30 protein-coding genes are annotated in these 26,492 nt (G+C 65.6%); 14 read left to right on the top strand and 16 right to left on the bottom strand.

Annotated features, from left to right (window positions below; translation table 11 throughout):
* Positions 1-5 precede the first annotated feature (5 nt).
* The 3 genes from IPG14_RS12790 (at position 6) to IPG14_RS12800 (ending at position 2,889) form a co-directional block, all read left to right on the top strand.
* A complete protein-coding gene (locus IPG14_RS12790; protein WP_343392075.1) occupies positions 6-890 on the top strand; it encodes a crotonase/enoyl-CoA hydratase family protein in 885 nt (294 codons plus the stop codon).
* A 78-nt stretch (positions 891-968) separates the two neighbouring features.
* Positions 969-2,114, top strand: coding sequence for an epoxide hydrolase family protein (locus IPG14_RS12795; RefSeq protein ID WP_343392076.1), 1,146 nt, complete (start codon positions 969-971; stop codon positions 2,112-2,114).
* 247 nt (positions 2,115-2,361) lie between these two features.
* Entirely contained in the window at positions 2,362-2,889 is a 528-nt protein-coding gene (locus IPG14_RS12800; RefSeq protein ID WP_343392077.1) for a hypothetical protein, read from the top strand.
* Between the two features lie 114 nt (positions 2,890-3,003).
* On the opposite strand, the gene IPG14_RS12805 is transcribed toward IPG14_RS12800, so the two are convergent.
* The 4 genes from IPG14_RS12805 to IPG14_RS12820 all read right to left on the bottom strand — a co-directional run bounded on the left by IPG14_RS12805 (position 3,004) and on the right by IPG14_RS12820 (position 7,051).
* Positions 3,004-3,576, bottom strand: a complete 573-nt coding sequence (locus IPG14_RS12805) for a hypothetical protein (protein WP_343392078.1) — start codon at positions 3,574-3,576, stop codon at positions 3,004-3,006.
* Between the two features lie 63 nt (positions 3,577-3,639).
* A complete protein-coding gene (locus IPG14_RS12810; protein ID WP_343387549.1) occupies positions 3,640-3,807 on the bottom strand; it encodes a type II toxin-antitoxin system HicA family toxin in 168 nt (55 codons plus the stop codon).
* Positions 3,808-6,510, bottom strand: a complete 2,703-nt coding sequence (locus tag IPG14_RS12815; protein WP_343392079.1) for a valine--tRNA ligase — start codon at positions 6,508-6,510, stop codon at positions 3,808-3,810.
* A 130-nt stretch (positions 6,511-6,640) separates the two neighbouring features.
* Positions 6,641-7,051: a DUF5655 domain-containing protein gene (locus IPG14_RS12820; RefSeq protein ID WP_343392080.1), complete on the bottom strand. Its 411-nt coding sequence runs from the start codon at positions 7,049-7,051 to the stop codon at positions 6,641-6,643.
* A gap of 128 nt (positions 7,052-7,179) precedes the next feature.
* On the opposite strand from IPG14_RS12820, the gene IPG14_RS12825 reads away from it, so the two are divergent.
* Together IPG14_RS12825 and IPG14_RS12830 are read left to right on the top strand one after the other, a co-directional pair.
* The gene (locus tag IPG14_RS12825; RefSeq protein ID WP_343392081.1) at positions 7,180-7,602 is read left to right on the top strand and encodes a protease inhibitor I42 family protein; all 423 of its coding nucleotides are present in this window, start codon (positions 7,180-7,182) and stop codon (positions 7,600-7,602) included.
* A 75-nt stretch (positions 7,603-7,677) separates the two neighbouring features.
* The gene (locus IPG14_RS12830) at positions 7,678-8,427 is read left to right on the top strand and encodes an SGNH/GDSL hydrolase family protein (RefSeq protein ID WP_343392082.1); all 750 of its coding nucleotides are present in this window, start codon (positions 7,678-7,680) and stop codon (positions 8,425-8,427) included.
* 15 nt (positions 8,428-8,442) lie between these two features.
* Here the strand turns inward: IPG14_RS12830 and IPG14_RS12835 are convergent, their stop codons facing one another.
* The 5 genes from IPG14_RS12835 to IPG14_RS12855 all read right to left on the bottom strand — a co-directional run bounded on the left by IPG14_RS12835 (position 8,443) and on the right by IPG14_RS12855 (position 13,219).
* Positions 8,443-9,363: a hypothetical protein gene (locus IPG14_RS12835; RefSeq protein ID WP_343392083.1), complete on the bottom strand. Its 921-nt coding sequence runs from the start codon at positions 9,361-9,363 to the stop codon at positions 8,443-8,445.
* A 165-nt stretch (positions 9,364-9,528) separates the two neighbouring features.
* On the bottom strand, positions 9,529-10,266 hold the full coding sequence (locus IPG14_RS12840) for a hypothetical protein (protein ID WP_343385947.1): 738 nt from the start codon (positions 10,264-10,266) through the stop codon (positions 9,529-9,531).
* Positions 10,267-10,480: 214 nt separating this feature from the next.
* Complete coding sequence (locus IPG14_RS12845) at positions 10,481-11,005, bottom strand: FKBP-type peptidyl-prolyl cis-trans isomerase (protein ID WP_343392084.1); 525 nt, start codon at positions 11,003-11,005, stop codon at positions 10,481-10,483.
* 60 nt (positions 11,006-11,065) lie between these two features.
* Entirely contained in the window at positions 11,066-12,223 is a 1,158-nt protein-coding gene (locus IPG14_RS12850; RefSeq protein WP_343385949.1) for an aminotransferase class I/II-fold pyridoxal phosphate-dependent enzyme, read from the bottom strand.
* A 36-nt stretch (positions 12,224-12,259) separates the two neighbouring features.
* Positions 12,260-13,219 (bottom strand): PHB depolymerase family esterase, encoded by a 960-nt coding sequence (locus IPG14_RS12855; RefSeq protein WP_343385950.1) that lies wholly within the window; start codon positions 13,217-13,219, stop codon positions 12,260-12,262.
* Between the two features lie 141 nt (positions 13,220-13,360).
* On the opposite strand from IPG14_RS12855, the gene IPG14_RS12860 reads away from it, so the two are divergent.
* The 3 genes from IPG14_RS12860 to folE all read left to right on the top strand — a co-directional run bounded on the left by IPG14_RS12860 (position 13,361) and on the right by folE (position 15,001).
* Positions 13,361-13,954 (top strand): helix-turn-helix domain-containing protein, encoded by a 594-nt coding sequence (locus tag IPG14_RS12860; protein WP_343392085.1) that lies wholly within the window; start codon positions 13,361-13,363, stop codon positions 13,952-13,954.
* Positions 13,955-13,970: 16 nt separating this feature from the next.
* A complete protein-coding gene (locus tag IPG14_RS12865; RefSeq protein ID WP_343392086.1) occupies positions 13,971-14,378 on the top strand; it encodes a hypothetical protein in 408 nt (135 codons plus the stop codon).
* Between the two features lie 77 nt (positions 14,379-14,455).
* Positions 14,456-15,001 (top strand): GTP cyclohydrolase I FolE, encoded by a 546-nt coding sequence (gene folE, locus IPG14_RS12870; RefSeq protein WP_343386452.1) that lies wholly within the window; start codon positions 14,456-14,458, stop codon positions 14,999-15,001.
* A gap of 46 nt (positions 15,002-15,047) precedes the next feature.
* Here folE and IPG14_RS12875 read toward each other — a convergent pair whose 3' ends face one another.
* Positions 15,048-16,121 (bottom strand): phosphotransferase family protein, encoded by a 1,074-nt coding sequence (locus IPG14_RS12875; protein WP_343392087.1) that lies wholly within the window; start codon positions 16,119-16,121, stop codon positions 15,048-15,050.
* 108 nt (positions 16,122-16,229) lie between these two features.
* Here IPG14_RS12875 and cobA point away from each other — a divergent pair, with 108 nt between their 5' ends.
* The 6 genes from cobA to hemC are packed head-to-tail and all read left to right on the top strand — an operon-like array spanning position 16,230 to position 21,722.
* Entirely contained in the window at positions 16,230-17,714 is a 1,485-nt protein-coding gene (cobA, locus tag IPG14_RS12880) for a uroporphyrinogen-III C-methyltransferase (protein ID WP_343392088.1), read from the top strand.
* On the top strand, positions 17,711-18,232 hold the full coding sequence (locus IPG14_RS12885) for a bifunctional precorrin-2 dehydrogenase/sirohydrochlorin ferrochelatase (protein ID WP_343385955.1): 522 nt from the start codon (positions 17,711-17,713) through the stop codon (positions 18,230-18,232). The genes cobA and IPG14_RS12885 overlap by 4 nt, the downstream gene beginning before the upstream one ends.
* Positions 18,229-18,957, top strand: a complete 729-nt coding sequence (locus IPG14_RS12890; protein WP_343392089.1) for a CbiX/SirB N-terminal domain-containing protein — start codon at positions 18,229-18,231, stop codon at positions 18,955-18,957. Before IPG14_RS12885 ends, IPG14_RS12890 begins: the two co-directional genes overlap by 4 nt.
* A complete protein-coding gene (locus IPG14_RS12895; protein WP_343392090.1) occupies positions 18,954-19,562 on the top strand; it encodes a DR2241 family protein in 609 nt (202 codons plus the stop codon). The genes IPG14_RS12890 and IPG14_RS12895 overlap by 4 nt, the downstream gene beginning before the upstream one ends.
* Positions 19,555-20,829 carry a glutamate-1-semialdehyde 2,1-aminomutase gene (locus IPG14_RS12900; protein ID WP_343392091.1) on the top strand — a complete coding sequence of 425 codons (1,275 nt, stop codon included), beginning with the start codon at positions 19,555-19,557 and terminating at the stop codon, positions 20,827-20,829. Before IPG14_RS12895 ends, IPG14_RS12900 begins: the two co-directional genes overlap by 8 nt.
* Complete coding sequence (gene hemC / locus IPG14_RS12905; RefSeq protein ID WP_343392092.1) at positions 20,826-21,722, top strand: hydroxymethylbilane synthase; 897 nt, start codon at positions 20,826-20,828, stop codon at positions 21,720-21,722. Before IPG14_RS12900 ends, hemC begins: the two co-directional genes overlap by 4 nt.
* A gap of 12 nt (positions 21,723-21,734) precedes the next feature.
* On the opposite strand, the gene IPG14_RS12910 is transcribed toward hemC, so the two are convergent.
* From IPG14_RS12910 to IPG14_RS12935, 6 genes are read right to left on the bottom strand one after another with little or no spacing between them, the layout of a single operon-like run.
* Positions 21,735-22,175 carry a phage holin family protein gene (locus IPG14_RS12910; protein WP_343385960.1) on the bottom strand — a complete coding sequence of 147 codons (441 nt, stop codon included), beginning with the start codon at positions 22,173-22,175 and terminating at the stop codon, positions 21,735-21,737.
* Between the two features lie 53 nt (positions 22,176-22,228).
* Complete coding sequence (locus tag IPG14_RS12915; protein ID WP_343387535.1) at positions 22,229-23,038, bottom strand: DUF4388 domain-containing protein; 810 nt, start codon at positions 23,036-23,038, stop codon at positions 22,229-22,231.
* Between the two features lie 14 nt (positions 23,039-23,052).
* Entirely contained in the window at positions 23,053-23,514 is a 462-nt protein-coding gene (locus tag IPG14_RS12920; protein ID WP_343392093.1) for a hypothetical protein, read from the bottom strand.
* A gap of 15 nt (positions 23,515-23,529) precedes the next feature.
* Entirely contained in the window at positions 23,530-24,552 is a 1,023-nt protein-coding gene (locus IPG14_RS12925; protein WP_343392094.1) for a hypothetical protein, read from the bottom strand.
* Positions 24,549-24,965, bottom strand: coding sequence for a hypothetical protein (locus tag IPG14_RS12930; RefSeq protein WP_343385964.1), 417 nt, complete (start codon positions 24,963-24,965; stop codon positions 24,549-24,551). The genes IPG14_RS12925 and IPG14_RS12930 overlap by 4 nt, the downstream gene beginning before the upstream one ends.
* Positions 24,966-24,995: 30 nt before the next feature.
* Positions 24,996-26,225 (bottom strand): HAMP domain-containing protein, encoded by a 1,230-nt coding sequence (locus IPG14_RS12935; RefSeq protein ID WP_343385965.1) that lies wholly within the window; start codon positions 26,223-26,225, stop codon positions 24,996-24,998.
* Positions 26,226-26,492: the final 267 nt, after the last annotated feature.

The raw sequence follows: 26,492 nt of genomic DNA on the forward strand, positions 1-26,492 counted from the left end.
CTCCCTTGGCCGAAGCACCGGTTGTCCTCTACGAAGAACGCGACTCGCTCGGGATTATTACCCTCAATCGCCCCGAGAAGATGAACACGCTGACCGATACCGTGATCCAGGGGATTGCCGACTCGATTGACCGGGCGACGGCCTCCCCCGACGTCTCATCCGTCATCATCCGCGGCGCGGGGCCGACGTTCACGGCGGGTTACGACTTGAACCCCCAGGCCGGAGACCGCGGACGCGGGGCGTTCCAGCCGCGTTTCGGAGCGAAGCAGGTTGATGCCCGCCCCGGGGCGTGGGACCCGGTGCGCGACTACGCCTTCATGGGCAACAACATGCGCCGGTTCATGAAGCTCTGGGAGTGCCCCAAGCCCGTCATCGCCGAACTCCATGGCTACGCTCTGGGCGGCGGGACCGACCTGCTTCTCTGCGCCGACCTCATCTTCATGGCCGAAGACGCGATCCTCGGGTATCCGCCAAGCCGCGTGTACGGGACACCGACAACGATGATGTGGGTGTACCGCGTGGGTCTCGAACACGCGAAGGAGTTCCTGCTCTCTGGAGACCAGATCGACGCCACGACCGCCTATCGAATCGGCCTCGTCTCGAAGGTCTTCCCGAAAGCGCGCCTCTCCGCAGAAACGGAGGCGTATGCGAAGCGCTACGCGAACATTCCGGCGAACCAGCTGGCGCTGAACAAGATGCTCATCAACCAGGCGTTCGAAAACATGGGCCTGCGAACGACACAGATGCTCGGCACGTTCTTCGATGGCGTCACCCGCCATACCGAGGAGGCGCTGCGCTGGCGGGAAAGCTTCTCGGAGGTCGGCTTCCGGGAGACGATCCGGCGCCGGGATGGGCCGTTCGAGGACTACGGGGAACGGCCGCGGGGCTAGGGCAGGGCCGGCGCGGGCCGTTTGCGCCCCTGCCCGGTTTCCGGCATTGTCGCTACCCACATCTCCGGAGGCTGCCCCATGCCCGACGACTCGATCCGCCCCTTCCAGATCCACGCCACCGATGAAGAACTCGACGATCTGCGCCGCCGCCTGCGTGCCACCCGCTGGCCCGACCGCGAGACCGTCGACGACTGGACGCAGGGCATCCCGCTCTCCTACGTCCAGGAGGTCTGTGCCTACTGGGCCGAAAAGTATGACTGGCGTGCGACCGAAGAGCGCCTGAACGCGTTTCCCCAGTTCAAGACCGAAATCGACGGCGTCGACATCCACTTCCTCCACGTCCGCTCGCCCGAACCGAACGCGATGCCGCTGATCGTCACGCACGGCTGGCCCGGTTCCATCGTCGAGTTCCACAAGGTCATCGGGCCGCTGACCGACCCGGCGAAATACGGCGGCAACCCCGCCGATGCGTTTCACGTCGTGGCCCCATCGCTGCCGGGGTACGGGTTTTCCGCGAAGCCGGCCGAAAAGGGCTGGGGTGTCGAGCACATCGGCCACGCCTGGGCCGCGCTGATGGCGCGCCTCGGGTACGGCCGGTACGTCGCCCAGGGTGGCGACTGGGGGGCGGCTGTGACGAGCCGAATCGGGGCACAAGACCCTGACCACTGCGCCGCCATCCACCTGAACATGATGATCGGCGTCCGCCCGGACCCCGGAACCATGAGCGACCTGACCGAACGCGAGAAGAGCGCGATCGCTGGGCTGCAGTACTACCAGGACTGGGATTCGGGCTACTCCAAGGAACAGAGCACCCGGCCCCAAACGGTCGGCTACGGCCTGGTCGATTCGCCCGCCGGGCAGGCCGCCTGGATCCTCGAGAAGTTCTGGGCGTGGACCGACTGCAACGGCCATCCGGAAAACGCGCTCACCCGCGACGAGATGCTGGACAACGTGATGATGTACTGGTTGCCGGGGACCGGCGCGTCATCGGCGCGCCTCTACTGGGAAAGCTTCAACAACCGATCCAGCAACCCCATCAAGGTGCCGGTGGGCGCCAGCATCTTCCCGCGCGAAATCTTCCGGGCCTCACGGCGGTGGGCGGAAAAAGCGATCGCCAACATCATCTACTGGAACGAACTGGATAAAGGCGGTCACTTCGCCGCCTTCGAGCAGCCGGCGCAATACGTGAAGGAAGTCCGGAACTGCTTCAGGCTGGTGCGCTAACGAAAGGCCGGCGACCAGGAGAGCCTTGTACCCCCCCACGCCCGTACTCGTCGACCGTGCCTTCGATCTTGTGCACCTCCGATCCTGCGAGTAGATTCCCGCCCGAATTGGGGGATTCGGCAACATGAAATCGCTGGGCACTATTCGGAACGGCGGCATCGCCGGGATTCTCTATGTAGCGATCTTAGTCGGGTCAGGGTTCATGGCGCCTCCCCCGCCAGCGGCAGACGACCCCGCAAGTACGTTCTTGGAATACCTCACCGATAACCGCACGGTATCGATGATCCAGGCGTCCGTCACGGCGCTCCTCGCCATCCCATTGCTGCCATTTGCGATCACATTCGGACAGAGAATCCGGTTGCTCGAGGGAGAACATCCGATCCTCGGCACCGCGTCAGCGGCCGGGCTCCTCGTCGCCTGGGCGGCGGCGGTGCCCTTTATGATGGTGTTCGGCGGACTGGCCTGGCTTGCAAACGGGTCGTTGGAAGAATCGGATGCTAGGAACCTCTTTTTGCTGGTGAACATCGGCTACGGTGGAATGCTCGCACTGTGGGCCGGAGTGGCGATCTTTTCGGGCCTTGCGCTGATCAGTGCACAGGGTGTCGACCGGTGGCTGGGTTGGTTCGGATTTCTTGCCGCGCTGATGTGCGCGGTCGCTGCTTTTGGCTGGGCCAGCAGCGGACTCCTTTCGCCGGGCATGGCGATCTTCCCTGCCTACCTGGCGGTGTCGGCCTACCTGCTCGCCAACGCCATCCTCATGGTCAGGATGAAGTAGTCGCTGTCCGTCATTCCGGAAGGTCGCACTAAGCCGCCGGTTCGCGGCCCGCGCTATCAGCCCCCTCATCAACGTCGAGGGAATGCGGAACTGCTTCAGGCGAAGAGGCGCTTCCTATGGCAGGGTACAGCGGTTCATCGCGACTGAAATGCCCTGGCCGCCCTGGGTCCGCGTCCCACCCAGGACCGTCCCGTCGGGGGATAAGGACCAGGTGAACGTAACTCCTCCGCCAGATGCGGTGAGGATCCGGGAAGAATCGCCTGCGCCCGGCGTGAGGTTCATTTGCGACGTAACACCCTGGAATACGTAGACGGCCTCCACCTTTGTGGGAGTGACTAATCGCACGACCAGCGCGCTCGTGTTCGCAGCGGCCCCACCCCAGAGCCCTTCCCACGCGCCGGAGTAGGCGGCGAGCGCCGCCGGGACTTCCGCGGCCGCGGGAGTGACGGGGTATGAGCCCGGCGCCGGGCCTGCCGGGAGGTATTTGCAAAGGTTCGAGGCCGGGGTAGCCGTGGCCGTGGGGGTTGGAGATGGCGGGACGGGGGTTGCCGGCGGGTTGGTTGGCACGACTGTCGCAAGGGACGTCTGGCCGGGAGCGTCGTCGCCGGAACCGCAGGCGACGCCAGCACCAGCGACCAGGAGGAGAAGCAACGGAAACGTAGCCCTGACCAAACTCGTCCGGCGCATCAGCAAACGTCCAACTCAGCGTGTCACCAGGCTATCGGGCGCGCACCTGGATGCAGTCCGGGATTATGCGCGCGCGCACTGGGACATGCGAACGGTTCGGTCAGGATGACCGGGAACGGTGACGACGCCCGGTTTGCCCGGATGCACGAACTGCCTGTGACTCCCACGAGTCCGCAGTAGGCGCCAGCCATCGTCCTCGATCATCCGCACTGCGTCTCTGACCTTCGGCATCTACAGACTCGCCAGCCGCTCCCGCAGGCCCGCGGTCTTCTCCCGTGTCTCGGCCAGCGTAGTCTCCATCCCCTGGATGACATGCGCCGGCGCCTTCGAGCGGAACGTCTCGTTCGCGAGCTGCGCTTCGAGGCGTTGAGCGTGCGCCGAGGACTCCGCCAGTTCTTTCTCCAATCGAGCACGCTCGGCAGCTGTGTCGACCTGCGGCAGTGCGACCGCCACCTCCGTATCCGCGACGCGCCCGAACCCCCACTCGCCCTCCGGCACCGCGCCCGAGAGGTCGAGCACATCGAGTTCCACCCGCGACGTGAAGTTCGTCGCAGCGGCAGTCTCACGCAGGGCCGGCCCATAGCCGTCGGCCCGCAGCACTACCTTCGGGCGCGCGCCGGCCTCGAGCTTCTTTTCGGCGCGGATGTTTCGGATGGTCCGGTTTACTTCGATGACGTGCTCGATCGCTGCTTCCGCGCCCGCATCTTTCCAGTTGCCACCACTCCTGGGGAACCAGGCGACAATCAGCTGAGTGGCCATGTCATCGTCAATGCGAACGCGCAGCGCCTGCCACAGTTCCTCGGTGACGAACGGCATGAACGGGTGCAGCATCCGCATCCCGTGGTCCAGCACATGGACGAGGACCTTCAGCGGCCGTTCGTCGCCGTCGTTGAGGCGCGGCTTCACCATCTCGATGTACCAGTCGCAGAACTCGCTGCGGAGGAAATCCTCTATCTGGCGCGCGCATTCACCGAGCTGGTACGCCTTCATCAGCGAGTCGACATCGCTTTCCAGCTGTTCCAGCCGGGAGAGAATCCAGCGGTCCTCAAGCGCGAACGACTCTCGGTCGAGCGGGTGTGGGCGCTTCACCTCGCGGTCGCCCACCTTCATCAGGACGAAGCGCGCTGTGTTCCAGAGCTTGTTGGCGAAGTTGCGGGCGGAAGCGAGCCGGTCATCGCTGTACTTCTGGTCGGCACCGAGGGTGGCGCCGGTCAGCACGGCGAAGCGGAAGGCGTCGGCGCCGAACGTCGAGGCTGCGACCAGAGGGTCGACCACATTCCCGCGCGACTTCGTCATCTTCTCGCCCCTCGCATCGCGGATGAGGCCGTGGAAGAGGACGTTGCGGAACGGCATCGACCGCTCCTCGCCCATGTGCCGCATGTTGTACAGGCCGAACATGATCATCCGGGCACACCAGAAGAACATGATGTCGTAACCCATCTGCATGTCGGCGGTGGGGTAGAAGTAGCGGAGGTCTGCGGTGTCTTCCGGCCACCCGAGGTCGGCATGTGGGGCAAGCCCGGAAGAGAACCAGGTGTCGAGCACGTCTTCATCCTGGCGGAGCGCGCCGCCGCACTCGGGGCAGCGGGCCGGGTCATCCACCTGGCAGACCACGTGCTTGTTTTCGCAGTACCAGACCGGGACCTGGTGACCCCACCAGAGCTGCCGGCTGATGCACCAGTCGCGGATGTTCTCCATCCAGTTCAGGTACACCTTCTCGAACCGCTGGGGAACGATGCCGATGCGGCCCTCGGTCACGGCGCGAATGGCGTCGCCGGCGAGCGAGTGGCCCCGCTCATACTCCTTGTTCACATCCAGCCACCACTGTTCGCTCGGCAGCGGCTGGAGCACCGTCTTACAGCGGCTGCAAACACCAACGCTGTGCGTGTAGTCCTCGATACGGTCGAGGAAGCCCCCGTCTGCGAGGTCGCGGAGGATGGCTTCGCGCGCTTCGTCCGCCGGCATGCCCGCATATGGGCCGGCTTCGTCGTTCATGTTGCCTTTGAGGTCCATCGCGACGATCACCGGGAGGTCGTTCCTCTGGCCGATCTCCCAGTCGTTCGGGTCGTGGCCCGGTGTCACTTTCACCGCGCCGGTCCCGAACTCGGGCTTCACCGTTTCGTCGGCGACGATCGGGATCTCGCGGCCGATGATGGGAAGGAGCAAGCCTCGGCCAATGCGCTCCTCGTAACGGTCGTCGTTCGGATTCACGGCCACGCCGGTGTCGCCCACCATGGTTTCGGGACGCGTCGTCGCTACCGTGATCGACGCCGGGAGGGCCATCCCTCCTTCGCCCACGATCGGGTAGCGAATGAAGTAGAGCTTTGATGGCATCTCCACGTAGTCGACTTCAAGGTCGCTCAAGGCGGTCTCGCAGCGGGGACACCAGTTGATCATGCGCAGGCCGCGATAGATGAGGCCTTGCCGGTAGAGGTTGACGAAGGTTGTGCGCACCGCTTTCACGATGCCCGGGTCCAGTGTGAATGTGTTACGCGACCAGTCGGCGCTCGCCCCGAGCTTGCGATGCTGGTCGGCGATCCGGCTGCGGTACTTCCGCACCCACATCCAGGTGCGTTCCACAAAGGCCTCGCGGCCGATCTCGTGGCGGGAAAGGCCTTCCTTGGCGAGTTCGCGCTCGATCACGTTCTGGGTCGCGATCCCGGCATGGTCTTCGCCGGGCAACCAGAGCGTCGGGTCTCCCTGCATCCGGTGCCAGCGGACGAGGGCATCGGTGATGGTGTCTTCGAGACCGTGCCCGAGATGGAGTTCGCCGGTGACGTTCGGCGGCGGCATGACGATCGTGTACGGCTCGCGGCCGAAGTCGATCTTCGGCTGGAAGTGTCCCGCGTCCTCCCACATCTGGTAGATGCGACCCTCTACGCTGGCCGGCTCGTAGGCTGTCGAAAGGTTCGAGCCAGGCGTTTGCGTCGTCATTTCGGTCCCTCGGGCGGATGGTTCAGCCGAGAAAGGCTGGCCTTCCAGTGTACCAAGCGAAGGTGGACAGGCGATCCGGGCGGCCGACCTGCTCGCGCCCCGGGGAGATCGGACTCGGCATCCCGCCTCGCTACCCAGAGAACTCCAGGTAGCTCTCGGTAATCCACTCCCGGACCTGCTGGTCGATGTCCTCCGGGCCACGGATCCTGATGGTGTGGTAGGTCCTGCCCGAAGTGGACGCGAACGTCCGCGTGATCCTGGGGTCCTCGACGCGGCGAGCGAGCCCGAAACTCAGCGCAAGCCACCTGGTCTTCGGGCGCAACTCCAGGAAGTTCCGCTTCCGCTTGAAGAAGATGCCCACGTTTACCGGCTCAATGATGCACGGCCCCAGGGATTCAACCTGGCCGCGGATGATGTCGAAGATCTCCCGCTCGGATGCCGGGCGGCCGCCGAAGTACGTTTCGACCGAAAGGGCGGGCACGCAAACGTGAGAACGGCGCTGGCCGAATTCCCGGCCGCAGGCGGGGCATGCCCAGATCATTTCCGAATGCTACAGCCTGCCCGATGCTCCGCTTCACAGGATTCGGGACGAACGGCCCGCCGATCCGATCCCTGGCAGCCAGTCAATCCCCGGCGCCCAGGGATCACAATGGGCCCGGGAGGTCTCCAATGCGTATCTCACTCACGATGGCGGTGGTCTTCGCTGCTCTTTCACTGGGATTCGCCGCGGTCGCCTGCGGCGAGGACGACAACGAAGCGCCGGACGAGGTGCAGCTGACTCAGGCCGACAATGGAAAAACGGTGCAGGTGGCGAATGGTGGCACCCTCGTGGTGGCGCTAACGTCGAATCCGAGCACCGGCTATGGATGGGTCATCGTCGGTCCCGAGCCGGCAATCCTCGAACTCGATGGCGAACCGAAGTTCGTCCCGGCAGGCTCAACCACGCAGGTCGTCGGAGCCCCCGGCACGGAGGTGTTCACCTTTAGAGCCGTCGAGAAGGGCGAGTCCACCCTGAAAATGGAATACCGGCGTTCGTTCGAACCCAATCAAGCGCCTGCGGACAGCTTCAGCATCGAGGTCAAGGTCGACTGACGCCTGGCGAATAGGAGGCTACCGCCCGTCGGAGCGCTTCACCGTGGCTGGCGGAGCCACCAGACTGTGCCAGCCGTGCCCAACCTTCTCGTCCTCGGTACAAGCGACTCCGACGGTTCCCAGCTTGCCCGCCGCGAACTCGCGTGGCCGTGGCTCGTCGCGCAGTCGCTCGAAACGGCCGGGTCCGCCTGGGCGTTGACGCACACGCGCTACTACGCCACGGCTCCCGGCGCCTTGGGCTACCTCGAACGCCAGCTTGGAGCTTCGGCGCCCGACGTCGTCATTCTGTCCGTCACCCTCTATGCGTATTCGATGAGGACCGTCGCCAACCGCATCAGGCACGTCGCAGGAAAGAGAGCCGGAGACTGGGCGGAGGCCCGCTTTCGCTGGTTCGACGCGCAGACCGGCAGCGGGCAAGCCGCCGACGCGACAGACAGAGCGTCCAGGTTGAATCGCTCGGCCCACTGGTTCGCACGGCGCGTCCTCGGGACAGCTCCCGAGGCTTCTACCCGGGAGGTCTGGGACGCCTACCGGGCAACGGTCGAACGGCTCGCCCGTGAAGAGAACGCTCGCGTCATCGTGATCGGGTCGTTTCCCTTTACGGGCGCCATCGAACGAGAGAACGCGAAGGCACGGTCGTTCCAACTCACCTTCAACGCCCGGATGCGCGGCCTGTGCCGCGAACGGCGGATCGGCTGGGTGGACCCTGAGTTCATGCGCGATTCGGATGTCGATGCGCTCTACTCAGATGCGCTGCATTTCACTGCCGCCGCCCACCAGCGCGTGGCCGATGCTGTCCATAGCGCACTGGAACACCGCGGCTAGCGAGACTGCGCACGCTCAGCTTGCGCGCAGAAGCCGCCGTTGCACCGGCACCGCCGGAGCGGCCAACTGGTGCATGGTGGCCACCGCCGGCCGCCAGGGCGCAACGCTTACCGACGGTCCGGGCTGTTCCAACGTCACACGCAGGGCGGTCACGCCATCGAGGGCGCCGCCTTCGACGCGCCCTCGCAGCAGGTCGAGCACCTCAGCGATGCGATGGATGGGCTGGGACGTACGAGCGATGAAGGCGCTCCGGCAGGCTCCCCGTTCGACCTCGAAACGGACAGCCCGGAACGACTGCTCGTAGGCATCGAGCGCCGGCTGGAGCGATGCAAGGCCGTTCCAGAGCCGCAAGCGGGCCGCCGCAGCCGTTGCGGGGGTCTCCCAGGTGACCGAAACCGTTACCGGCTCACGTCGCGGAAGCATCGTGCTGGCGGCGGGGCGGTATTCGCGAATTACGGGGAAGCGGCGGGCCGTCCGCGCGGCGCACTCCGCCTCTTCCACTGTCGATGCGACTGCGGCGCGCACATCCAAACCGGACCAAGAGCGCACGAGCACGAGGAGGGCTTGGGCGGCCGCGGCCTCATCGGCGAAGCGCCCTTCCAGTCCGTCCAGGGCAACAGCGACGCTGTTTCGCGACACGATCGCGACATCGGGTGTCGCGCGGGTGCGGAGAATGCTGGCAACGGCCTCAAGCCGTTCCAGGCACTCACGGGCGTTGTCACGTTCAAACGATATGCCGAGACAACGCTGACGGGCCTGTAGCGCGGTCATCCCGGGTTCGACACCATCGGCCGTCGCCTCGACGGAGGCAGCGGCCAGGAGTGCGCCGTCGCCTTCCCCGGCGAGCAGCCCGACCGGGTGCCCGGCAAGTTCGGGCCGCGTGGCGCGGAGTATCTGGACTCCGAGGCGCGGGAAGAAGAGCGAGAGGATGCGCATGGAAGTATTCCTGTTCGGGATGTGACTAGATTAGAACGCATGTTCTAGAAAGTCCATGGCGAATGGAGTCAGCGGCGCGACAAGTAGTGACGAGTTGGGGACGACGAAGGGGTCTCCCCGCGGGAGGGAGACCCCTTCTGTCTGGCGCCCGGCCGGAGGAGGGAGTTACTGGGCCGGGGCTGCTGTACCGGCGCCTTCGGAATGAGCACCATGCTCACCCTTCGCACCCGGCGTGTGGACTTCGTTGATTTCCTCGTCGATCCGCGCCTGGAAATCGGCGAGCTTCTGGTCGGCTTCGGACTGAGTCAGGTCGCCCGAAGCGACCTTCTCTGCGAGGTCGGCCTGCTTCTCGCCCACAAGGAAGGCCTCGAGCTGGTCGGCTGTCTTTCCGTGCTCGCCGGCGATGGTTGCGAGCGACTTGGTCTGGAGTTCGGTGCGGAGCGTGGCCGCATCGAGACCGAGGAAGCTCGCGACTTCAGCGCTGGCGGTAGACATGCCACGGGAGCCTCGCTCCATGCCACCATGGCCGCCTGGTCCACCCTTGCCGCCCATGAAGAAGGAATCGCCGCTGGCCAGCTTCTCGCGCATCGCATCGGCCCGCTCCTGGGACATAGACCCGGCAGCGACCTTCTCATCGAGGGTGGAGACGTTGGCCTTACCGATGGCGTCCTTGAGCTTCGCGAGGTCTACGCCGAGGTTGTCCGCGATCTTCTGGAGGTATGCGTCGCGGTCGGCCTCGGCGGTGTTGGCGACGTTCAGGGCAATCTGTTCGACCTGGCTGTCGCTCAGGCCCAGTGCCGATGCGGTCGAGTCGCTGCCATCGGAGAACACGAGGCTCCCGGCGGCAATCGAGGCAACGGCGACGGCGGCGACGCCGAGCGAAAGCAGTTTCTGGCTCTTCATCTTGTTTGGTATCTCTTTCCTGGCCGGTGTGAGTAGGGGGTTGTGCACCGGACAGACATCACCGTAGGAGCGCTAGATAAGGGGAAGATGTGAAACTCGGGAGAAAGCGCCGTACGCCTTACCCGGCCTTTCCACGCGCCCCAGGACAGCGAAAACGGGAGGCACTTGCGTGCCTCCCGTCTGATTGGTTCCGTGGCGAAGCTTGCCCCCCGTGCTACTGGACCGAGATCAACTCCACTTCGAAGAGCAGTGTGGAGTTGCCCGGGATCGATGCATAATCGCGCGAACCGTACCCGAGCGCCGGCGGGATCTCGAGGTTGCGTTTCCCGCCGACCTTCATGGTCATCACGCCTTCGTCCCAGCCCTTGATCACGTTCCCGTTGCCGATGACAAACGTGAACGGTTGGCCGCGGTCGCGCGAACTATCGAACTTGGTGCCGTTGGTGAACGTGCCGGTGTAGTGCACCGTCACGCGCTGGCCCGTCTGCGGGCTCTTTCCAGTGCCGACAACGACGTCTTCGTACTTGAGGCCGGTGGCCGTGGTGGTGGGATTAGTCAAGGTGATGGCTCCTGAGGTTGTGGACTTCGATGGGGACGAAGTGGGAGTTCGTTCTGTCACGACGGTGTTCGTCGCAGAAGGCGAATCGTCGTCATCGTCACTGCTGCAAGCGCCCGCGATGAGCAACATCGCGGGGAGCGCAGCCACGAGGGCGAGGCGAGTGAGCTTGTTTCGCGTCATGCTCCGAGCGTAAGCGGCGAAATGGAAACGGGGAACCGTGTGTAGTGGTCCACGGCCGCGCTACATCCCACCCAGCCGCCGCGCTGCCTCCAGCAGCGTCTCTTCCGACTTCGAGAACGTGAAGCGGATCATCGTGCTGCCCGCCGTGCCCTTGTAGAAACTCGAGCCCGGGACCGGAGCGACCCCCACCTTCTCGATGAGGTGATGCGCGAATGCCGTATCGTCGCCGCGGAACCCGAGGTCCGAGAAGTCGGCCATGATGTAGTAGGCGCCCTGGGGCTGGTGGCAGTGGAAGCCTGCTTCGCGCAACGCGTTCAGGAGCAGGCCGCGCTTGTGGCCGTACATCGCGCGCAGTTCCGGGTAGTACGAATCCGCCTGTTCGATGGCTATCGCCGCCGCCTCCTGGAGCGGAGCCGGTGCTCCGACAGTGAGGAAGTCGTGCACCTTGCGGAGGGCGTTGCTCAGGTGCGCCGGGGCGATCATGTAGCCGAGCCGCCAACCGGTCACACTGAAGGTCTTCGAAAGTCCGCTGATGGTGATCGTGCGTTCGTACATCCCCGGCAGCGTCGCTATCGAAACGTGCTCGTGGTGGTCGTAGAGGATGTGTTCGTAGATCTCATCGGTGATACAGAGCGTGTCGAACTCCTGGCAGAGCGCGGCGATCTGCTGGAGTTCGTCGTGGGTGAACACCTTGCCGCTCGGGTTGTTCGGCGTATTGACGATGATTGCCTTCGTCTTCGCAGAGAACGCGCGGCGCAGTTCCACAGGGTCGAATAGGAAGTCCTCGCCGCGGAGCGTAACGAACACGAGCTCTGCCCCGCTCATCGCCGCATCGGGGACATAGTTTTCGTAGAACGGCTCGAAGACGATGACCTCGTCGCCAGGCTCGATGATGGCGAGCATCGCGCACATCATCGCCTCGGTCGCTCCGCAGGTGACCGTGATCTCGCGGTCTGGGTCCAGGTCGAGCCCCGAGATGCGCCTGTTCTTATCGGCGATCGCCCGGCGCAGCCGGGGCGACCCCCAGGTGATGGCGTACTGGTTGATGTCCGCATTGATGCAGTCGATCGCAGCCTGCTTGATGAAATCGGGCGCAGGGAAGTCCGGGTAGCCCTGGGCGAGGTTCATGGCGCCATGCAACAGCGCAAGACGGGTCATCTCGCGGATGACCGATTCGTTGAAGACGCTGGTACGGGAGGCGAGGTGCTCTCTGGGCATGGGCGAATTGTCGATTGGCAAACAGCGATTGTCGATTCAGGGGCCGCGGCGGACGTTCCGGAAGAACTCTCCGAGCAAGTCGCTGGCGCGGATTTCGTGGTTCGTCGGTCCTATTCCACCGGTGTCGTCCTCGGCTCCCGGCCAGGTGTGGCCGCCGCCTTCGAGCGTGTAGAACACGACCGGCGCGCCCTCGCAGCCGAAGTACGATTCGCGCACCACGAATTCCCCGGTCCGCTCGGTCTCAGGGGTCTCCGGGCAGCGGTTGTAACGTGCCCACTCGCGCACCGCCTCGGGCGCTGACTCATAGGGCACGTTGTAGTCCTCGGTCCCGTGGAAGGCGATCACCGCCACCGGCGGCCCGTCACAACCCTGGTAGACGATGCCCGCGACCGGTGCGATCCCCGCGAACTGGTACGGCAGCAAGCACCCGACCTGCGCCGCCATCTGCCCTCCGTTCGAAATCCCGGTGGCGAAGACGCGGCCGGGATCAATACAGAACTGGCTCTTCAGATAGTCGAGGATCTCCGAAACCGCGCCGACATCGTCGTTCCCCTCGTCGGCATAGACCCCGAGGATGTCCCATTGGTGATAAGCGCCTTCAGGGCTGACCAGGATGAAGCCCTCGGTGTCCGCAACCGGGATTAGTCCACTGTAGTTGTCCTGGTCCTCGGCGGACCGACCCTGCCCGTGGAAGTTGAAGACCACAGGCACGCCGTGGCTCCCGTCATAGCCCGTGGGGATGTGCAGGCGAAAACTGCGCGCTCCCTCGATGCGCTCGATGGCATCGATGTAATCGCCCGGACCGCGGGTGTAGCAACCGCCGATCCGCGCAGCACGGTCAGGGAGCCACGCGACCGGCGCCGGGGACCACGGAGCGTCGCCGGGACTCTTCGTCGCGGTCGATTGAGGAGTGGACGGGCCGTCGCCTCCAGAACAAGCGCCGGCCACCAGCAGCAGGGCGAGGATGAAAGCAACACGCACGATCCGATTATCCACGGTCGCCTCACGCTATATCGGAATGTCGTTCGACTCCAAATACAAGTCGTCCGGTATACTCCGTTCACTTTCGAGTCAACCGCAGTGATGTTCGAAAGAGAACTCCCCGGATGCCGTATTCGGCCGATGAGGTATGACAGCGTGGTAGCAACCGCACCCGGCCGGCTCGAGCGCCGGAAAGCCAGGACGCGCGCCTCGATCATCACGGCGGCGAGCAAGCTCTTTCACGAACGCGGGTACGAAGAAACCTCTATCCAGCATATCGCGGAGCTGGCCGACACCGGTGTCGGCACGCTGTACGGCTACTTCAGTTCGAAAGACGAGATCCTCCGCGAGGTGCTCCAAACCGAGCGGGACGAAGCGCTGGACCGCTATTTCGCCAGCATCGACCGGACCACGCCGTACATGGAACGCGCATGCATGGCCGTGCTCGCGCTCGCCGCTTACCTGAGGAACAACCGGACGATCCTGACGGCGGCGTTTCAGGTGAGCGCCCGCAACCGGCAGATCGACGAGTCGCAAGCCGAGTGGCTCCACGCCGGGTTCCGCGACATGGTCCAGGCGGGCGTCGCGGCCGGGGAGTTCCGCGACCTGCCGCTCGATGCGACTGTGCGGATGCTGGTCGGCACGATCATGCTGGCGATGCTCGGAATCGGGAATTGGGCAGGCGAAGACGAAAAGCCCGAACTCCCGGAGACGCTGGTTACCCTGACACGCGCGATCCTCGCCCGCTAAGATCGGCGGGACGCCAATGGCAACTCAGGATGAAGTCCGCCGTTTAGCCCTCTCGTTGCCGGGCGTCGCGGAAGACCCCGGACGGTTCGCATTCACGTTGGCAAACGGTGGCCGCAAGAGAGCGTTCGCCTGGGTTTGGATGGAGCGCCAAACGGCAAAGGGCCCGCGCGCGCCACGGCCCGATGTGCTCGCAATTCGCGTGGCGAGCGTCGAAGCCAGCCAGGCACTCATCGGCTCGGCCCCGGACACGTTCTTTACCGAGCCGCACTACCACAGCTTCCCGGCAGTCCTCGCCTGGCTCGACATGATCCCGATTGAACAGCTTGAGGAACTGCTCCTGGCAGGATGGATGTTGCAGGCGCCGAAGGCCCTTGCCACCGCATTCGCACCCAACGGAACCCGGGCCCAATCGCCACGCCCATGACGCGCGACTGATACGATCGGCCGACCGCCGCCTGGAGACCGCACTTGAAGACACCGAACGGCCCTGACCTGGCCCGAATGCAATCCGCAGTGATCGAGATGTTGTCGGCCATTGGCGACGACCCGGCGCGGGAAGGCCTCCAGGACACGCCGCGCCGCATCTCGGAGATGTACGCGGAGATCTTCGAGGGGCTGTGGAACGATCCGCGGGATTACCTGAAAGTCGTCTTTCAGGTCGCCCATGATGAGATGGTGATCCTCCGCAACATCCCGTTCTATTCGATGTGCGAGCACCACTTCCTCCCCTTCCACGGAGAAGCCCACGTGGGCTACATCCCAGATGGCAAGGTCGTCGGGATAAGCAAGCTGGCGCGAGTGGTGGAAGGGTTCGCCCGCCGCCCGCAAATCCAGGAGCAACTCACCAGCCAGATCGCCGAGGCGATCATGGAAGTCCTCACGCCGGATGGCGTCGCCGTCGTCATCGAAGCGGAACACCTGTGCATGACGATGCGGGGCGTCAAGAAACCCGGAAGCCGGATGGTCACGAGCGCGATGCGCGGCAACTTCAAGCAATCAGCCGTGACGCGCGCGGAATTCCTCAGCCTGGTCCACGGCCACCACTAGGCAGCCCCCGCGTGTGAGCCGGAGCCGGCCACGGCCGACCTTGGGTTCAGATCCCTGCGCCCCGAAGTCGCGGGTCGGCGGCGTTGTCGGCAATCTCCAGGGCGAACTTCATCAGGTTCTCGGTGCGCTCGCCGTAACCTTCGAATCCTTCGCCTACCGTCTCGCCCGCGAGGAAGCGCGCGTGGATGCCTTCGGTGATCACGCCGAGTTTGTAGTAAGCCAGCACCTGGTAGTACTCGATCGCCGAGACATCCCGCCCGCTCAACCGCCCGTATTCGTCGACGAGCTGGCGGCGCGTGGCGAACCCGGGCCGGGCCGTGACTGAGCTGGTTGGCCGGGCGTTGATCTGGCTCTCGGAATCCCCCTCTTCGCCCCAGTAGCCGAGCGTGTAGCCGAGGTCCGAAAGCGGGTCGCCTAGCGTGCACATCTCCCAATCGAGCACCGCGACCACGCGCCCAGGTTCGTCGCTGCCGAGCATCATGTTCCCGAGCCGGTAATCGCCGTGGACGATGGCCGGTGGCGGCGAGACGGGGAGGGCGGCCTTGAGTCGCTTGATCAGTTCATTCACTTCGGCGAGGGGGCGGGTCTCAGACCTGCCCCACTGCTCGGCCCAGCGCCGGACCTGGCGCTCGATGTACCCGTCGGGCCGGCCGAAGTCGCCCAACCCCACCGCTTCGTAATCGATGGCGTGCAGCTGCACGAGTGTGGCTACGAGCGCCCGGCTGATGGCCTGCCGTTGGTCCTCCGTCTCGGCGTATCCGGGCGGGAGCTCTTCCGCGATGATGACGCCCTCGCGGTATTCCATGACGTAGAAGGGATAGTCGTTGACGGCGGCGTCCTCGCAGAGGGCGATGGGCTTCGGCGCCGGATACCCCACCTTCGCTACCCCCGTGAGCACGCGGTACTCGCGCGCCATGTCATGGGCTGTCGGGAGGACGTGCCCAAGTGGCGGCCGCCGGAGGACCCAGGTCCCGCCATCGGATTCGACCTTGTAGGTGAGGTTCGAACGGCCGCCGCTAATGAGGGAGAACCGGAGCGGCGCCCTGCCTCCTGGAACGTTTTCGGCGAAGAAGTGGCTGACCGCTTCGTACTTGATCCCGGCGGGCACATCGTTCTGCATCCGCGGAAGTATAGGGGAGCGGGAGCGGCGGCGAGGGGCTGCACCTTTGGGGGCCGTTGTGCGGGCCACGAGCCCACTCCCGCCCCGCGCGTGGCACAATCGTTGCCAATGAGCACCCAAAGGGGACACGTAACCCTTGCCGGCGCGGGCCCGGGCGACCCCGGGCTGATCACCGTCGCCGCCGTCCGAGCACTCGAATCGGCCGATGTGGTCCTTTATGACGCGCTGGCCTCGCCGGATGCACTGGGCCACTGTCGGCCAGACGTGGAGTTGATCCACGTAGGCAAGCGGTCGGGGGCGCACTCCATGTCCCAAGAAGCGATCAACGCGCTCCTCGTCGCCAAAGCGACCGAAGGCAAGTACGTCGTGCGCCTCAAAGGCGGCGACCCCTTCGTTTTCGGGCGCGGCGGCGAAGAAGCGCTCGCCTGCAGAACGGCAGGGGTGCCATTCTCGGTCATCCCGGGGGTCACTTCGGCCGTCGCGGTCCCTGCATATGCGGGCATCCCGGTCACTCACCGCGGCCTGGCTCGCAGCTTCGCGGTCATCACCGGGAGCGAAGCAGGCAACCCCGGAGCGATCGACTGGCAGGCCCTCGCCGCGATCGACACCGTGATTGTCCTGATGGGCGCGGCGGTCCTTCCGGAGGTTGCGCACCGGCTCATCGAAGCGGGGCGGGCACCGGAAACCCCCGCAGCCTCGATCTCGAACGGCACCCTGCCTGCACAGCGGAGCGTCCTGGCAACCCTTGCGAGTCTCGCCGCAGCTGTCGAACATGCCGCTCTGCCGACACCGTTGCTGACGGTCATCGGTGAAGTCGCCCGCTTCCACGACGAACTGGGGTTCGCCCCGAGCGGGCCGCTCGCGGGCAGGACGGTGGTCGTAACCCGCACGCGAAGCCAGGCAAGCGAACTGCGCCGCATGCTCGAAGCGCTCGGCGCCGGCGTTATCGAGGCGCCCGTGCTGGAGATCATCCACGGCGCGCCAGACCTGCGAACGGGTGAGGAAACCAGCACCCGCTGGGATTGGGCCATCTTTTCCAGCCAGAACGCGGTCGAAGCGTTTTTCGCAGTGCTCCGGGCGGACGGGAAGGATGCACGAGCTCTGGGGACCACGAAGGTCGGGGCGATCGGCGCGGCAACCGCGGACGCCCTCGCCGGCAACGGCGTGCTGGCGGACTTCGTCCCTGCCGCCGCCACGAGCGAAGCACTGGCCGGCGAGTTGCCCTCGGTTGACGGCGCTCGCGTCCTGCTGCCTTGCGGGTCGCTCAGCGAGGACCGCCTCGCGGACGGCCTCCGCGCTCGCGGCGCCCAGGTGGAGCAAGTGCGCGTGTACGAAACCCGTCCCGTCCCGCTCGATGGCCTGACCCTGGACCGCATCCTCACAGCAGATGCCATTACGTTCGCGAGCGCCTCGTCGGCCCGGTTCCTCCGACAGGCGCTCGGGGGGACGCCGCTGCCAGGCAGAATCGCCCTCTGCGCCATCGGGCCGCAGGCCGCCGCCGCAACCCGCGAAGCGTTCGGCAGGGTGGACGCCACCGCGGTCAGCCCATCCATCGCAGACCTCGTTGCGGCAGTCGCGGAGGTGCTCCAATGAGCGTGCTCATCGAAGTGCGCCCCGAAGCCGGGCCGGCCCTGATCGTCGGCGGCGGAGCGGTAGCACTGCGGAAGGCGCGCACGCTCGCGGATGGCGAATTCCCGTTCACCGTGATCGCGCCCCAGGTGGTGGAGGCAATTCACCACCTGTCGCTCGCGACGGTAATCGAGCGGCCGTTCGCCCCGGCCGACGTCCCCGGTTGTCCTCGCTGGGGGCTCGTCCTGGCGTGCACCGGCGACCGGGAGGTCAACCAGGAGGTCGGCCGGCTCGCTCGTGCCGCTGGCATCCCCGTGCTCGTCGCCGACCGCCAGGCCGAGAGCACCTTCTTCACACCGGCGACGGTCCGAGATGGCGACCTGACAGTCGGCGTTTCGACCGGCGGAGCCTCCCCGTCGCTGGCGAGGTCCGTCCGCGAACGGATCATCACGGCTCTCGGCCCCGGGTGGGGAAACCTGGTCGAGGTCGCCCGCGTCGAACGCGAAGAGCGGCTGGCGAAGAAGCGGGAGGCGCGGCAGTGACCACGCTGGCCCTCGTGGGACATGGCTCCCACCTGAACGCCAACTCCAGCGCGCCCATCCACGCGCACGCCGCGGCGCTCCGCCGTAGCGGCCGCTTCGAGGACGTGCTCACCGGATTCTGGAAAGAAGAGCCTTCGCTTTCGCGCATGCTCGATGGCTGCGCAAGCGCGGATGTCGTGGTCGTCCCGGTCTTCATCTCCAACGGCTACTTCACGAAGACCGTGATCCCTCGGGAGATGCGCCTGGACGGCCCGCTCACGCAGCGCGACGGCCAGCGGATCCGGTATACCGGACCGGTGGGCGCCGATGAGTCACTCGCCGGCGTCATCATCGAACGAGCACTCGAAGCCGGCGCCCGACCGGAGGATGCCATCGCCGTCCTCGGCCATGGCACACGGCGCGAATCCGAGTCTGAGAGGAACGTCTACGCGATGGCGAAACGCGTCCGGGCGAGCGGCCGTTTCGCCGAAGCCGGGGCCGTTTTTCTCGACCAGGAGCCCGGAATGCTGGACATGCTGGAGATCTTCCGGGCAGGCACAGTCGTGGTCGTGCCGCTGTTCGTCGCCGACGGCTGGCACGCCGGCCAGACAATACCTGCGGACCTTTCTCTCGAAGGCGCGGAGACCCGCAAAGGGGGCCGCATCGTCCGCTATACACGGGCTGTCGGCACGCACCCCTCCCTCGCAGCCGTCATCGAACGGCTCGCCGGGAGTGCGGCGGAGTGACGCGCACTGTTGGTCAACTCCTGATCGAAGACGAAGCGATTGGTGTGCCGGGGACCGCGAATCGAACGATCACGGGGACACCCGAAGCCGTATTTGCCCACGTCCGCCTTGGCGATGACGGGCGCTATCGCCCGCTTTCCGGCGCGGCCACCCTCCCGACTGGCTGGTCCGCCCCGCTCGGGCCGGCTTTCGACGCGGACACAGCAATCGAGACCGTCTACCCCCTCGCCCTCACCCATCAACGCCAATTCGCGGCGGGGACGCTCCGCGTCGTCCCGCTCGAAGATGTGCTCGCCCGGCAGAGCGGAAGGTACGAGTCCTCGGCGGTACTTTCCGAAGAAGGGCGTGCACGAGCGGCAGGGGTCGTCTGTGGAGCTTGCGTCCGCCACCCCGTCTGGAATGGCGCCGCATGTGCTCCCGGCGATATCCCCTGCCCCGAAGCGTGCAGCGTGCTGGTGGCGTTCTGCCGCGAGGCTGCGTCCTGGCAGGAAGCACCGCCCTCCCGCGAAGCGCCGGACCCGCGCATCGCCTGGGCGGCCTTCGAGGAACCAGGGAACGAACTACGAGAGCGATACCTCCAGGAGATGGCAGAAGCGCATGACTAACCAGGACCTCGTCACCGAAGCGCGGACGCTGTTCCCCGGGGGAGTAAACAGCCCGGTGCGCTCGTTTCGCTCGGTTGGGGGCAACCCCGTGCCGATCGCTCGCGGAGAGGGACCCTTTGTCTTCGATACCGAGGGCACGCGCTACATCGACTACATCGGCGCGTTTGGGCCGCTCATCCTCGGCCACGCTCCGGCGGACGTCGTTGAGGCGATACGGCGCTCCGCCGGCGAGGGCACTGCCTTCGGTGCGCTCACGCCCGGCGAGGTCGAACTCGGACGCCGGGTCATTGCAGCGACGGGGCTCGAGCGCGTCCGTTTCGTGAACTCCGGAACCGAGGCAACCATGACTGCCATCCGGCTGGCACGGGCGGCCACGGGCCGGGCCGTGCTGGTGAAGTTCGACGGGGGCTACCACGGGCATAGCGACGGGCTCCTGGTGAAAGCCGGCAGCGGCGTCGCGACACTTGGTTTGAGCGATTCGGCCGGTGTTCCCGAGCCGATCGCTGCGCTTACTGCCGTCTTGCCATACAACGACCCTGCCGCTCTCGCCGGCTGGTTCGCCGGCCATGCTGCCGAGACCGCCGCCGTCATCGTCGAATCGGTCGCAGGCAACATGGGCCTCGTCGAACCTACGGAGGCATTCCTCGAAGCGCTCAACACCGTCCCCAGAGCGCACGGCGCGCTTCTCATCGCCGACGAGGTCATTACCGGCTTCCGCTTCCGCTACGGGTTGAGCGGACTGCTCCCCAGGGCCGACATCGCATGCCTCGGAAAAGTGATCGGCGCCGGGCTGCCCATCGGAGCACTCGGCGGGCGGGCCGAAGTGATGGACCTGCTGGCGCCGCTCGGCCCGGTCTACCAGGCCGGGACGCTCAGCGGGAACCCGCTGGTCACGGCCGCGGGTGCAGCGATGCTGGATGCGCTCGCATCGGGTACGGTTTACTCGCGGCTCGAAGAACTCGGGCGTCATCTCGAAAACGGGCTAAACACTGCCATCCGCCGCGCCGAGATTCCTGCATGCGTCGTCCGCCGCGGCTCGGCGCTCACGCTCTTCTTCCGAGCCGGGGCGCCGGCCAGCTACGCCGAAGCGCGCGAGTCCGATACCGGCGCGTTCTCGCGCTTCCACTCAGGCATGTTGAAGCGTGGCATCCTCCTGCCCCCTTCACAGTTCGAGACCTGGTTCGTTTCGGCGGCACACTCCGAGGACGAAATCGATGCCACCGTACGCGCGGCCCACGAGGCGCTGCGCGAGGCGGCGAACGCATGACCACCATCCGCATCGCCACGCGCGGCAGCAGGCTCGCTCTCATTCAAACCGGTCTCGTCGCCGACCTCTTGCGCGCGCGCAACGCCAGCCTTGATGTAGACGTCGTCACTGTCGTCACTGCCGGCGACCGCGACCAGTCGACGCCGCTCCAGGAAGGCGAGCGGGCTGGCTGGTTTACCTCGGCGATCCAGGACGCGCTGACACGTGGCGAAGCGGACATCGCCGTCCACAGCTACAAGGACCTGCCGACGAAGCGCCCCGACGGACTGACCATTGCCGCCGTACCCCTGCGCGAGGATCCGCGCGACGCGCTCGTCAGCCGTCTGCGCGTCAACCTCAGGTCGTTGCCGGCAGGTGCGATCATCGGGACCAGTTCGCCGCGGCGGACCGCGCAAATCCTCGAGCTCCGGCCCGACCTGGAAGTTCGGGTCATCCGCGGCAACGTCGAGACGCGCGTCGCAAAGGTCGAGTCCGGCGAGTACGACGCAACGGTCCTCGCGCTCGCCGGCCTGCGCAGGCTGGGTCTCGAGGCGCGCGCCGACCATGTTTTTGGCTACGAGGAGATGCTCCCTTCTCCCGCGCAAGGCGCACTCGCGGTGGAATGCCGGAGTAGCGACGGCGCCACGCGCGCCCTCCTCGCGACGATCGACGACGCCACCCTGCGGCAGTCCGCGACCGCGGAGCGGACGTTCCTTGCGGCGATCGATGGGGGCTGCAGCTTCCCGGCAGCCGCACACGCGGAGCACTTCGGGACCACCTTGAAGCTCAGTGCCCTCATCGCCGCGGATGGCCGCATCTTCCGGTCGAAAATGGCTGGTTCCGCCGAAACAGCGGCCGGGCTGGGCAGGCAGCTTGCGGAAGAGCTGATGTCGCTGGCCGGTCTGGAGAAGTAGTCCGCTCCTGGACTACCTTGCCACGGAACGGGCGACCTTCCCCGGCTTCACGATCAGGCTGATGAAGAAACTGACAACACTGATGATGATCGCGCCGAAGAATGCGGCCCAGAAGCCATCGATGGCGAAGTGGATCGAATCGAACTTGCCGGAGATCCAGGCGGTCAGCGCGAGCAGCGCGGTGTTGATGAAGACAAGGAAGACCCCGAGCGTCATGATCAGGGCGGGGAAGGTACCCACGACCAGCAGCGGCTTCAGGTAGGCGTTGAGCAGCCCAAGAATGAGCGCCACGAGGAGGGTGCTCCTCCAACCTTCCAGGTGGATGCCCCCCACCAGCTTCGCCGCAACCCACACGGCTGCAGCCGTGATCAGCCACCGGACGATGAACGCGACGAGCTTGCCTTCGCTGCTTTGCGGACGGCGATCGCCGCCGACTACGACGTAATCGGGCATGGAGCCAGTGTAACGGCCCGCGCATCCGCTCCGCATCAGGTATGGCAGGCGGGCTAAGCGGCCTGTTGCCCGGCTCGGAGCAACTGCAGCATCGTCTGCTGGAAGCGGACGCGCTTCTCTGGCTCGCGGATCTCCCCGCTGATTCTTTCGGCCAGCGCCGCCACAGCGTCACGCGGGAAGGTGGCGCGGTTGAAGCCGAGGTCTTCGACAGCGTCATCGATGATGATCTCAGCGAGCGGGCCCATCGCTTCGGCGATAGCGGATGTCAGCGCCTGGAAGAAACCAGGGCCCGCCAGGGCCCGCTGCTGGGGCGCTGCAGCCTGGACCATCGCCATTTCCACCAGCCCCGCCAGCTTGAGCCGGTACAACGTCTTTGCCATGTCGATGTCTTCGATGCCACGAGCACTGGCCATCTGGGCCGCGGTTGACTCGCCATCAACTGAGGCCAGGAGCTCCCAGTCAGCCCCGTCGATCGTGATCGTGGGGCCAGGGGCTTTCTTCGCCAGGCGGGGCACCACATCCATATTGGGGACGACCCGGCGCAGTGCCTCGCGCTCGCTCGCTGCCCGTGCCGAATCCGCCAGCAGGCGGTCCATTGGCTTCTCGATGCTCCGCCGAGGCGCCTGCACCTGGGGGTCGAAACGGAACTGTCCGCTCGGCCATCCCGCGAGCCTGACGAACGCGGCCTCGCCGGTGATCATGTCGCTTTCCGCGTGCACGAGTTCACCGTGGGCGAGATAGACCGCGCCCTGGTCCAATCCCGAGGTAAGCTCGAGACGCCCGGTTTGCCCTCCGGCGGCCAGCATCTTCAACAGATCGACGAGTGGCAGCTGCGCGAGACTGCCTGTAAGTCCTTCGGCCATTGTATTTCTCCCTCTTAGCCCAACGAGGGCTGTCCCCCTGATGTAAGCACCGTCCATGACGACCAGGAGCCCTGGTCCAGGACCGCGCGGCTGACGAGTGCTGCGCGTTCGGCCTGGTGACGGTGGAGCCGTTTCTGAGCGTTGGCATCCTTGCGCCACCCGGCGATTACAACTTCGACCGTCATCCGCACTATCGCCATATCAACCTCAGGCTGGCAGACGACGAAGAACACGGCAGTGCCCATATCCTGCGCCAGCAGCCGCCACGAGTTGTAGACGAAGTCGATCCGGTCGGCCGGTTGTTTCGCGGTCTCTAGCGCCACGAAGACACGGCCGACTTCGCGACCGATTGTGCTCATCGTCACCGTGGCGAGAACGGCCGGATCGGAACTCACGATGACATCGCCGTTGTTGTCACAAAGGAACGAACCACCCACACCGGGGAGTGCGCCAACCTGCTCGAGTCCCTTTTCCACTGCCATCCTCTCAGATCAGGCGACGAATTCCTGAACGTCGTCGCGGAGCCCGAAGCGGTCGATGATGGCCGCATGTTTCTCGCTGATGCCGTCCAGGCGGGAGCGAACCCGGGTTTCGAGGTCGGCGCGCTTAAACTGGAACGCCAGCTTCGAGACCGCATCGCTCAGGCAATCGCCAAGCGCCTTGTTGAAATCATCGGGCAGCGGATGATCGAAGGAGATATGCCCGCCCGCGTAGGAGAACTCCGCAGCGAACGGATCCAGGAACGGGTAGGTGACAGCTCGGGAAACCAGTACTTCCCGGAACGCCATGAGGAACCGGCCCGGCTTCGCGAAGCCGTCTACGGTCGACTCGGTGATAGAGATAACGTCGTCCCAGAACGCCAGTAACTCGGACCGGAAATCCTCCTGGGGCTTCGCCGGCGGCGCCGCGCCAGCGCCGGCGGCGGCGCCTTCGCCGGCTTCCACAAATACGTTGAACGTGCCGCCGCTCGTGTTCACCGTGCTCACGATCGCGTTCAGCGCTTCCTGCCCATTGGTCATCTGGCCGCCCGAGGAGAACACACTCTCGACCGGTTCCCCGCCCGCGAGGTAGATAATCCCGGCCCCCTCGTTCTCACCGATGTGGACTTCCACGTAGCCCGTGAGCCCATCGGACCGGAGTTTCGAGATCAGGCGATCGAGGCTCGTGAAGGCACTTGTAAGGTCGCGATAGAGCGGGCGAGAGTCCATCAACCTGTGGAGTAGAAGGACCACATCCGGGAAGGCCGAATAGACGTTGATGACGCCGTCCTTCTGGGCGGCTCGTTCCATCACGCCCCGGGCGGCCTCCGGGCCGACGGTTCGCTTGTCGCCGCTCAGCTCCTGGGCGTTCACCACTTCCCCCTCGGAAAGCAGGAGCGTCCCGGTGTAAGCAGGCGCGGTGATCTCGATGTAGCCGGTCAGCTTCCGTTCCTTCAAGTCGGCGATGAGCGCATCGAACGAGGTGAACGAGGTATTCAGGTTTGCGTACAGCGTGCGGTCTTTCGGGAACATCATGGCTGAGGACTCCTCATCGTCGATTCGGGCATGGTGGAGACGCGCCGGGCGAGCGCGGCAAGGGGGCCAGCGGTCATTGCGGACCGGCCGGGTGCGATGCGCACCGAGAGATACGCTCCGGGAGCCAGGTGGTAGAGCGCAGATTCGCCGCTGCTCCCCACGATGCTCATGTGGCTGAAAGTGCTGCCCGCGAGTTGCTTGCCCATCCCGCGGAGGTCGCCATCCACGGGAAGGGCTTCAGCGCGGACTGCGACGAAGCTGGCGAGTGCGGCGTCCTTCGAAGGCTCTTCGGAGCGGGCCGCGCCAAGCACGTCCCCTTCCGCCGAACAGACGACTGCCGAGCGCACCCCTTCGATGCCCGCCGCGGTTGCGGCGATGCGAGAAGCCAACTCACGGGGAATCGCTGCGTCCATCTCGGCTGCTCCGTCCTATCCGCGCCGGGCCTAAGCGGCCACTCGGCGCTGGCGGAGGCGTTCGATGGCGGACCGCAGGCTCGACTGCATTCTCCGCAGTGATTCAGCGAGCTGGCCGATCTCGTTGTCGCCTTCGATGTCGATCTCCACGTCGAGTTCGCCGAGGCTCATGCGGTCAGCAACTTCGGCCAGGTGCGTCATCGGGCGAGTGATTGTTGCGGAGATGAAGATGGCGAGACCAATCGCGATGATGATGCCGATGGCAGCGGCGGAGCCATAGGTGGCGAAGTCCTGGCGGGCAGCGTCCGAGCGGGCGTCAAAGTCCGCCTGCAACGCTTCCTGGGCCGACGTGAGGAGTTCATTCGAGAGGTCGATCGCGCTCCCTCCCAGCATGAAGTACGCCTCCGCGCCGGTTGCCGAAAGCGTCGTCGCGTTCACCACCGAGCTCTCGGTGTTATCCATGAACACACCGCGGGTCGTCTCGGAGCGGCTGACGATCGTGCGAAGGTCCGTTTCGAACCGGGCATTGTGAGCCATCGCCGTCTCGAGCTGGCTCTTCAACTGCTGGGCCTCGAACTCGGCGAGGGCGGATTGCCCGGCGAGGAACTGGCGCGTTTCCTGGGTGGGCGCCATGTTGCGCCGAGCGACGAGCGCGCCGGTACCCTGGATTCGCATCTGCGAAAGCGCCTCGGTCATCCGCGGAAGCGTCTCGGTAAGCGCGATAATTACGCTGCGGTTATCGAGGTCCGGGTCGAGCACCAGCTTCGATTCGGTAGCGATCGTGGTAATCAGGGGGAATACGCCCTGCTGGATCACGGAGTTGTGGAGGGCGCTCGAATCCTGGGTGCTCGTGGCGTTGTCGCGCGCCTTGGGCCACTCGGTGTTGAGAAAGGCGACGAGTTCTTTCGTCTCGAAATCGCTTCCCCAGCGGCTGTCCATCTCATTGATGCTGGCGAGGGCGGCGTCCGCAGCCGCTGCCGTCCGCTGCATGTTCGCGCGGGCCGGCTCATCGCCATTCAGCACGCGCTCCACCAGACCGCGGTGGAGCTGGACCTCACGCATGAAGGGCATCACGGCGGCGACGTAGTCAAGCCCGTTTGATTCGGAGTCTGCCTGGCTTGTTGCCGCCTGCTGGTCCTGGTACTGCACAAACAGGAGTGCGCCAATCGGGATCGCCAGGACGATCACGATGAGACCGAGCTTGGTTGATATCCCGAGGTTGGCCAGTTGGCTGAATCCGGGCAGATGTCGACGTCGCATAATCCCTCCATCCGGCCGCTCAGGGCGCGACCGGTTGCCAGGCAATCGTGGGTGCCCGGCGTCCCTGCTATCTCCAGATTCGACGCCTCACGTCCACGCAAAAGGTGTCAACTCCGTGGCGCAGCGGAGCAAAACTGGGAGCGAGGCGGCCGGCGGAGTGGTAAACCGGTGGGCGGGGGGTTCGAAACGGGGTATCTGGCGGGTCTGTAACCATGGCGAGCCGTTTCAGGGGCAATCCGACCCACCCGACTGCAGACCCTGCGCTAC

The organism is Candidatus Amarobacter glycogenicus (assembly GCF_016704105.1).
Taxonomy (GTDB): domain Bacteria; phylum Chloroflexota; class Dehalococcoidia; order Tepidiformales; family Tepidiformaceae; genus Amarobacter; species Amarobacter glycogenicus.

Bases quoted from the DNA above. Each gene is read 5' to 3' on its own strand.
- IPG14_RS12900 (WP_343392091.1), top strand. From the start codon at position 19,555: ATGACTAACCAGGACCTCGTCACCGAAGCGCGGACGCTGTTCCCCGGG.
- IPG14_RS12935 (WP_343385965.1), bottom strand. From the start codon at position 26,225: ATGCGACGTCGACATCTGCCCGGATTCAGCCAACTGGCCAACCTCGGG.
- IPG14_RS12795 (WP_343392076.1), top strand. From the start codon at position 969: ATGCCCGACGACTCGATCCGCCCCTTCCAGATCCACGCCACCGATGAA.
- IPG14_RS12840 (WP_343385947.1), bottom strand. From the start codon at position 10,266: ATGAAGAGCCAGAAACTGCTTTCGCTCGGCGTCGCCGCCGTCGCCGTT.
- IPG14_RS12825 (WP_343392081.1), top strand. From the start codon at position 7,180: ATGCGTATCTCACTCACGATGGCGGTGGTCTTCGCTGCTCTTTCACTG.
- IPG14_RS12910 (WP_343385960.1), bottom strand. From the start codon at position 22,175: ATGCCCGATTACGTCGTAGTCGGCGGCGATCGCCGTCCGCAAAGCAGC.
- IPG14_RS12850 (WP_343385949.1), bottom strand. From the start codon at position 12,223: ATGCCCAGAGAGCACCTCGCCTCCCGTACCAGCGTCTTCAACGAATCG.
- folE (WP_343386452.1), top strand. From the start codon at position 14,456: ATGCAATCCGCAGTGATCGAGATGTTGTCGGCCATTGGCGACGACCCG.
- IPG14_RS12815 (WP_343392079.1), bottom strand. From the start codon at position 6,510: ATGACGACGCAAACGCCTGGCTCGAACCTTTCGACAGCCTACGAGCCG.
- IPG14_RS12915 (WP_343387535.1), bottom strand. From the start codon at position 23,038: ATGGCCGAAGGACTTACAGGCAGTCTCGCGCAGCTGCCACTCGTCGAT.
- IPG14_RS12885 (WP_343385955.1), top strand. From the start codon at position 17,711: ATGAGCGTGCTCATCGAAGTGCGCCCCGAAGCCGGGCCGGCCCTGATC.
- IPG14_RS12810 (WP_343387549.1), bottom strand. From the start codon at position 3,807: ATGCCGAAGGTCAGAGACGCAGTGCGGATGATCGAGGACGATGGCTGG.
- IPG14_RS12805 (WP_343392078.1), bottom strand. From the start codon at position 3,576: ATGCGCCGGACGAGTTTGGTCAGGGCTACGTTTCCGTTGCTTCTCCTC.
- IPG14_RS12835 (WP_343392083.1), bottom strand. From the start codon at position 9,363: ATGCGCATCCTCTCGCTCTTCTTCCCGCGCCTCGGAGTCCAGATACTC.
- IPG14_RS12930 (WP_343385964.1), bottom strand. From the start codon at position 24,965: ATGGACGCAGCGATTCCCCGTGAGTTGGCTTCTCGCATCGCCGCAACC.
- IPG14_RS12845 (WP_343392084.1), bottom strand. From the start codon at position 11,005: ATGACGCGAAACAAGCTCACTCGCCTCGCCCTCGTGGCTGCGCTCCCC.
- IPG14_RS12925 (WP_343392094.1), bottom strand. From the start codon at position 24,552: ATGATGTTCCCGAAAGACCGCACGCTGTACGCAAACCTGAATACCTCG.
- hemC (WP_343392092.1), top strand. From the start codon at position 20,826: ATGACCACCATCCGCATCGCCACGCGCGGCAGCAGGCTCGCTCTCATT.
- IPG14_RS12820 (WP_343392080.1), bottom strand. From the start codon at position 7,051: ATGATCTGGGCATGCCCCGCCTGCGGCCGGGAATTCGGCCAGCGCCGT.
- IPG14_RS12875 (WP_343392087.1), bottom strand. From the start codon at position 16,121: ATGCAGAACGATGTGCCCGCCGGGATCAAGTACGAAGCGGTCAGCCAC.
- cobA (WP_343392088.1), top strand. From the start codon at position 16,230: ATGAGCACCCAAAGGGGACACGTAACCCTTGCCGGCGCGGGCCCGGGC.
- IPG14_RS12865 (WP_343392086.1), top strand. From the start codon at position 13,971: ATGGCAACTCAGGATGAAGTCCGCCGTTTAGCCCTCTCGTTGCCGGGC.